Genomic DNA, 6,631 nt, shown 5'->3' with positions numbered 1-6,631 from the left:
ATCCTGGCCGAGTACTTCGTACAGGTTGCCGACATCGAGGATTTCCGGACTGGTCGGCAGGTCAAGCGCATTCAGGATGAACTCGACGACGTCGGAGGAGCGGTCTGTCAGAGTCATATGTATCTCTTCAAAGTGATATGTATTTAAACTTATCACTGATATATATCCCTGAATTGTGATAATGCTACTTACCTATCACTGATAGGTTGTCGGAACTCTCATCAAGCGCAGTCCCTGATCCGATCACCTGGACGATACGGGAGGGAACGCGGGCAGAAAGCCCGATGAAACAATCCATGATGATTGTCTTCTCAGCCGGGGGTCGTGAGTTTGAGAGGAAGTCCCGGCCCGACGTTTCTCCGACATCAACGCCGCAAAGTCCTCTACCACGGCGCAGGAGTTCGGCCAGACGCTCTCCAGCACGGGACCCCGGTATCTATCCTCTTGGAGAGAGCGGTTGTCCGGAGTGCGATCTTGCGGAGGAGAGCGGTTTGGGAAACGTTAATGCACGAGCATCCCTCTCTAGAACAGGGAGGATTTCCGGGCCCGCCCCGGGGTGAGAGCAATGGAAAAGTTCGTCCGGCATGCCCTCAAGCGGCTCAAGGCTATCGAGGGGTTTACGAAGGTCCGCTTCATCATCCTCTACGGCTCCGTCGCCGCCGGGCGGGCGAGAGATGATTCCGATATCGATCTTTGCATCTATTACGACGGAGACCGCGAGGAGGCCGCCCGGTTTCGGCTTGCAGCGCTCTCTGAACTCGCCGACGACCGCTACGACATCCAGATCTTCTCTCACCTGCCGCTGTACGTCCGTATGGAGGTCTTGCGTGGACGGGTTCTCTACTCCACCGATGAGCGGTTCGTCTACGACGTCGCGTACCGGACGATCCGTGACTTCGACGACTTCAAACATCGGTTGTACGATTATATCGGCAAGGAGGCGATGGTGTGACGAATGAGGTCAGGGATACAATAATCCGCATCAATCTTGAAGAGATGGCGGAGAGTATCGATATGGTCAAAGATCACCTCCCTGATTCAGCTGACGAATTCAGGCGGCTCGGCATCGTAAAGGACGGCATCTACAAACGGACTGAGTATGCCATCGAAAACATCTTCGATATCTGTGCCATCCTAAACGCCGATCTCTATCTCGGAGTCCCCGGTACTGATGAGGATATTCTTGAGAATCTCGTGCAGCATGGGGTGCTGGAACCCGGAACGCGGCAGAATCTGAAGGCAATGAAGGGATTCCGGAACATTGTGGCGTACCGTTACGGGAGAATCGACGATGAACTTGCCTTCTCGATCTTAAAAGAGCATATCGAATACTTCTCTTTCTTCAGGGACGAAATTGAACAGTTTCTGCAATCTGCGGCCTTTTAGGGGATAGGAGGCCGTATGTTGAGACGATATACGCTAGATCACTAATGGCAGTGAATGGATCTCTGCCATACAGCACCGACGCGAAAGAAATACGGATCTGCGACGGCGACTGTTTCGAGGTCACCGATAAAGTGACGGGAAAGACTGCCCAGGCCCATGTCGACACCACCAGCTCGCTCATCGGGCCCGGCGTCATCGGGGTCTACCGGCCGCTCACGCCACGCCTTCGGAGACCCGGACCCTGCCGATGATCAGGTCTTCCTCCGGGGGAACTCCCTGCCCCTCCTGCCGCAACGCTTCCACGTGCCCTTCGATCGCTTCCCGGATGTTCTCCAATGTCTCCTCGACTGTCTCTCCCTGGGAGTAGCACCCGGGAAGCGCCGGGACTTCTGCCCAGAACCCTCCTTCTTCAGCCTTCTGGATCACAACAGTAAACTCCATTTTAAGCACCCTATTTAAAGTAACGCGAGAAACTCTTCCTCAGTTAAACCAGCTTTCTTTATTGCCGCCGTAAGAAGCCCGATCTTTAACTCCTTCGACCAAGGCAGAGTTATGATCGCTCCTGATGGCATTTTAATGTTGACATGATCGCCTTTTCCCTGCCGCATCACGCCGCCTGCCCGCACAAAGGCCCGCACTGCCTCGTGACCTTTGATTCCCCGAAGTCTTCCCACACCATGCCCCCATTCAGTAATGGTTCCACTGCAGGATATCCGTTTCGCTGCCGGGTAGGTCGTGCCGCTGCGAGTGACGACTGGCTCTATCGTCCTGTGATTCCCCAACCCGGCCCCCAGACCTGCCGCCCTTAAGTAGTACAAACCCCCAATTTCAGGTAGGATAGGGTTACGCGTATGAAGCTGACAGTGAAACTCCTCGACATCGCAAACAAGGGGGTCCTCCTCCACAGCACCGACGCACAGGAGATGCGGGTCCGCGACGGCGACCGCGTCCAGATCATCGACGAAACGACGGGAAAGACCGCCCAGGCCCACGTCGACACCACCGGTTCGCTCATCGAGCCCGGCGTCATCGGGGTTTACCGGCCGCTGAACGCCACGCTCGCCGTAGACGAAGGAACTCCTGTTGTGGTCCGGAGTGCCGAGCGGCCCCGCTCCCTCCTGCACATCAAGAAGAAGATGGACGGCGGTCGGTTCACGAAGGACGAGACCATGGATATCGTGAGGGATATCGTCAACGATACTCTCTCGCCGGGCGAGATCACCGCCTACGTCACCGCGTCCTACATCCACGGCCTCGATATGGATGAGGTCGAACACCTGACGAGGGCCATGGTCGAGACCGGGGAACACCTCCGGTTCACCCGGCACCCCGTCGTCGACAAGCACTCCATCGGAGGGGTCCCCGGGAACAAGATCTCACTCCTGATCGTCCCGATCATCGCCGCGAGCGGCCTTATGATCCCGAAGACCAGCTCCCGGGCCATCACCGGTGCCGGCGGGACCGCGGACCTCATGGAAGTCCTCGCGCCGGTCTCGTTTACAGCGCTAGAGGTGCAGCAGATGACCGAGAAGGTCGGCGGCGCGATCGTCTGGGGCGGGGCCACGAACATCGCTCCGGCCGATGACAAGATCATCACCTACGAGTACCCGTTCAAGATCGACGCTCGGGGTCAGATGATCGCGAGCGTCATGGCCAAGAAGTTCGCGGTCGGCGCCGACCTCGTGGTCATCGATATCCCCATCGGCCGGAACACCAAGATCCCAACGGCCCAGGACGGCCGGAAACTCGCCCGTGAGTTCATCGAACTCGGGGAGCGGCTCGGTATGCGGGTTGAGTGCGCATTAAGCTACGGAGAGTCGCTCGTCGGCCACACCATCGGCCCGAACCTCGAGGTGCATGAGGCGCTCGCCGTCCTCGAAGGGGCGACAGAGCCCAACTCCCTGATCCAGAAGAGCCTCTCGCTTGCCGGGATCGCGCTTGAGATGGCCGGGAAAGCCGCACCGGGGCAGGGGTATCAGATGGCTGCAGAGATCCTCCGGAGCGGCAAGGCGCTTGAGAAGATGCGCCAGATCATCGAGATCCAGGGCGGCAATCCCGATGTGAAGGCCGAGGATATCGTCCCCGGCGAGTACCGGTTCGACGTGAGGGCACCGCAGGACGGCTACGTCATCGAGCTCAACAACAGCGCGCTCGTCACGCTCGCCCGCCTTGCAGGGTCTCCCAACGATCACGGCGCAGGGCTCTTCATCCACGCAAAGAAGGGAACCCGGGTCCGGAAGGGCGACCCCATCTTTACCATCTACGCGGATCGCGAATGGCGGCTTGAGCGTGCAATCGAGGTCGGTAGAACCCTGATGCCGGTGGTCGTCGAAGGGATGGTCCTTGAGCGGATTCCATCCGAACGCTGGGTCTAAACCGATGCACTCAAATTTTTTGCCACAGTACACTCCAGCATGGCAGATCGTCGTCTCATCATAGCACTTCTCCTCTCCTGCGCCCTTCTCTGCTGCTCGGCGCAGGCGGTCACCCTCCGGATCAACGTGGCCGATGAGAAGACTGGGAGCGCGCTCGTTGATGCTTCTATATACATCGATGGCAGTTATGTTGGAAGCACTGCATCCGACGGCATTTACTCATACTATCACTCCGGAAAAAAGGACCTGCGCCTGAAGGTGGCCCGGACGGGCTACAAGGACTGGGTCGGTTACGTTGATGCCGATAAGACCAGCATCTTCGTCGATATGGAGCGCAAAGACGAGACCCTCACGTTCGAGCTCTACGACTCAGCGACCCTGGAGCCGATCCGCGGTGCCCTGGTGCGCATCGAAGGCGAAGGAACCTCCTCTTCGGGAACCACCGGGAGCGACGGGAGCGTCGACTTCTCGGTGAAGGCGGGTGCGGTCTACAACGTCGAGATCCGGGCATCCGGCTACTACGATCTCACCAAGACCGTGCAGATGGAGAGCGGCGGCCAGATCGTCCAGTACTGGCTCTTCAGGAGCGATCTCCTGGCTATCCAGGTCCGGGACAGCGCGACCCTGGACCCCATCGCGGGTGCGGAGGTCTACGTCGACGGTAAGCGCGCCGGGGCGACCGACAGCGCCGGCAGGCTGCCGCTCAACCTGCAGCGGGAGATGCGCTACTCCTTTAAGGTCACGGCCCCGGACTACCAGCCCTATCAGGAAGAGCGCTATCTCGATGCCGATACCGTGCTGCTCCGGGCAGATCTCTCGAAGTCTGCATACCCGCTCTCGATAACAGCCTTCGATGAAGCGACAAAACCAATCGCGGGCGCGGAGGTCTACCTTAACGGAACGTTCAAGGGCAAGACCAACCAGTATGGCAGGTTCGCCCTCTCCGATATCCATGCAGGGGCTTACGAGATCCAGGTGAGGGCGCCCGGTTACGTGGACTGGAGCGAGATGCGCCAGATCTCCGGACAGGCGGAGGATATCATCGCCGAACTCTCGTATGACCGGGCAAGTGTGACCATCCGCGCAGAAGGCCCCGACCGGAAAGTGATTGCCGATGCAGTCATCGTCATCGATGGTCAGGTTGCCGGGGTGACCGACAGTCTGGGATGCCTCAGGACGGAGCTTGTCACGAACAAGGTGCATGTCATCGCCGCCGCACGCGACGGTTACCAGAACGTCTCGATTAACCAGGAGATCCCCCTCGGCACGACCGAGTTCACCATCCCGCTCGTCATGGAGCCAAACTTCAATATCTGGATGCTCGTCGCCGGGATAGGGATTGTCGCCTTGATCGTCTTCGTAGCGATCTTCATCGTGCGGCAGAGACAGGCCAGGCGGGTCGGGCAGGGCCCGGGCAGGTCTCGCGGCCGAGACAGCCTGTAAGGCTCCCGATCTTTTTTTTGGGAAAATTGTGTCCTTGTGGGAAAGGTTGTGCTTCCAGAGGGGTGTGAGTGATGTTTTTGTTTCCAGTGATCTTAGTTAAACTAAATGTTATCCGATTTTGGTGAATATTATTGCTCATATATGCAAAAGACCAATTTTAATCAATTATTCAATTGATAATTTTTATATACGATCATTCGCCAAAGAGCACATACGGTGGCGTATGAAGACCTGGACGTATGCGTGCCTGATTATAGGGGTCCTTTTCTTTGTGATCCCGACAGGAGCGGCGATACCGGATACGATTGAACTTTCTACTGATACCCCGTGGTTGACGGCGGGGAGCAAAGATCCCGCGACTATAACTGTGCGGGTCTCGAACAGTACCGAGAACACCCCCCTTCCCGGGGTTACCGTTGACCTGAGGGTGGAGAGCACATATGGCACCATCTCTCCCGCCCGGGTGGTGACGGACGGTGCTGGCAGAGCAACGGCGCTCTTTACCCCTGGGACAAAGAGTGGGAATGCAGCGATCACAGCGATGATCCCGGATGGGTCCTTGGTCGCGAGCGTTGACCAGCCGATAGATCACGCGGTCCCGCGTGTTATTGCCAATTGGTGGTGCTCGCAGGATGTTATCGCAGGCGAGAAGGCGAGAGTCATCGTCTGGCTGGAGGACGAGTACGGGAACCCGGTCGATAACCGCAACATAGCCGAGAAGGTGCGTTTTGCGGCAGGCATGATTGAGGGGGGCACCGGCGGGGTGTTTGATGGGGGTAAGGACTCTGTCTCCGTCGAAGTAGATGAGGACGGATGCGCTATTGTGGAGTTCCGGGTCGATACCGTGGCCGGAGAGAACCTTATCTTCATCCAGCCGCCGGAGCCGATTGAGGGTCTGTGCATCCCAATCACGGGTGTTGGAGGGGTGCCGTCCACCATCACACAGGCTGTTGTCCCTGCCAGTGGTTCGGTCCCGGCTGACGGAAAGACGATGATATCGCTCACCTACACTCTGTTCGACAGGTATGGGAACCCCTCAGTCGGGCAGGACCTCTGGGTGAACGCCACACTGAAACGGTTGGGTCAGCCGGATGAGCAGGAGAGCCGCCTCCTCTACACCAACTCACATGGGCAGGTGATGATCACCTACGGGCCCGAGGACTCCGTCGGCATGGCCATCATCACCGCGACGGCGGCCGCAAACAGGAGTGTGGGTATATCGCAGGTCGTCGAGTTCACCAGCACTGAGCCGGTGAACATGCTCCTCACTGCAAACCCGCAGTCGATGCCGAGCCGGGATGTCAACGAACATTCGGTCGCGCACCTCCGGGCCAAGGTGATGGATATCAGGGGGAACCCGGTCGGGGGTGAGACGGTCACGTTCGCAATCGTGTCGACGAACTGCACGCCGTATTTCCAGACTATGG

At 58.2% G+C, this 6,631-nt stretch carries 8 protein-coding genes; 6 read left to right on the top strand and 2 right to left on the bottom strand.

Translation table 11 applies throughout. From position 1 onward, the window contains the following. Nucleotides 1–565: 565 nt before the first annotated feature. Genes ACI94_RS06555 through ACI94_RS06545 form a run of 3 tightly spaced genes read left to right on the top strand, consistent with a single transcriptional unit; the run spans nt 566 to nt 1,637 of the window. On the top strand, nt 566–952 hold the full coding sequence (locus tag ACI94_RS06555; RefSeq protein ID WP_066957341.1) for a nucleotidyltransferase domain-containing protein: 387 nt from the start codon (nt 566–568) through the stop codon (nt 950–952). Beyond that, the gene (locus ACI94_RS06550) at nt 949–1,386 is read left to right on the top strand and encodes a DUF86 domain-containing protein (RefSeq protein WP_286681237.1); all 438 of its coding nucleotides are present in this window, start codon (nt 949–951) and stop codon (nt 1,384–1,386) included. Before ACI94_RS06555 ends, ACI94_RS06550 begins: the two co-directional genes overlap by 4 nt. A 44-nt stretch (nt 1,387–1,430) precedes the next feature. Next, a complete protein-coding gene (locus ACI94_RS06545; RefSeq protein ID WP_286681236.1) occupies nt 1,431–1,637 on the top strand; it encodes a hypothetical protein in 207 nt (68 codons plus the stop codon). On the opposite strand, the gene ACI94_RS06540 is transcribed toward ACI94_RS06545, so the two are convergent. Together ACI94_RS06540 and ACI94_RS11060 are read right to left on the bottom strand one after the other, a co-directional pair. Further along, entirely contained in the window at nt 1,600–1,827 is a 228-nt protein-coding gene (locus tag ACI94_RS06540; RefSeq protein WP_066957339.1) for a type II toxin-antitoxin system HicB family antitoxin, read from the bottom strand. The two genes, ACI94_RS06545 and ACI94_RS06540, sit on opposite strands and share 38 nt — an antisense overlap. Nucleotides 1,828–1,841: 14 nt before the next feature. Then, the gene (locus tag ACI94_RS11060; protein ID WP_066957337.1) at nt 1,842–2,024 is read right to left on the bottom strand and encodes a type II toxin-antitoxin system HicA family toxin; all 183 of its coding nucleotides are present in this window, start codon (nt 2,022–2,024) and stop codon (nt 1,842–1,844) included. 213 nt (nt 2,025–2,237) lie between these two features. Between ACI94_RS11060 and ACI94_RS06535 the strand changes: the two genes are divergently transcribed. From ACI94_RS06535 to ACI94_RS06525, 3 genes are all read left to right on the top strand, one after another. Continuing rightward, the gene (locus tag ACI94_RS06535; protein ID WP_273258884.1) at nt 2,238–3,761 is read left to right on the top strand and encodes an AMP phosphorylase; all 1,524 of its coding nucleotides are present in this window, start codon (nt 2,238–2,240) and stop codon (nt 3,759–3,761) included. 39 nt (nt 3,762–3,800) lie between these two features. Further along, nucleotides 3,801–5,204 carry a carboxypeptidase regulatory-like domain-containing protein gene (locus ACI94_RS06530; RefSeq protein WP_066957332.1) on the top strand — a complete coding sequence of 468 codons (1,404 nt, stop codon included), beginning with the start codon at nt 3,801–3,803 and terminating at the stop codon, nt 5,202–5,204. Nucleotides 5,205–5,427: 223 nt separating this feature from the next. After that, on the top strand, nt 5,428–6,631 hold a 1,204-nt coding region (locus ACI94_RS06525), incomplete at its 3' end, for an Ig-like domain-containing protein (RefSeq protein WP_286681235.1).

The organism is Methanoculleus sp. DTU007 (assembly GCF_001512385.1).
GTDB lineage: Archaea > Halobacteriota > Methanomicrobia > Methanomicrobiales > Methanoculleaceae > Methanoculleus > Methanoculleus thermophilus.
This window is presented reverse-complemented; position numbering and strand designations above follow the sequence as displayed.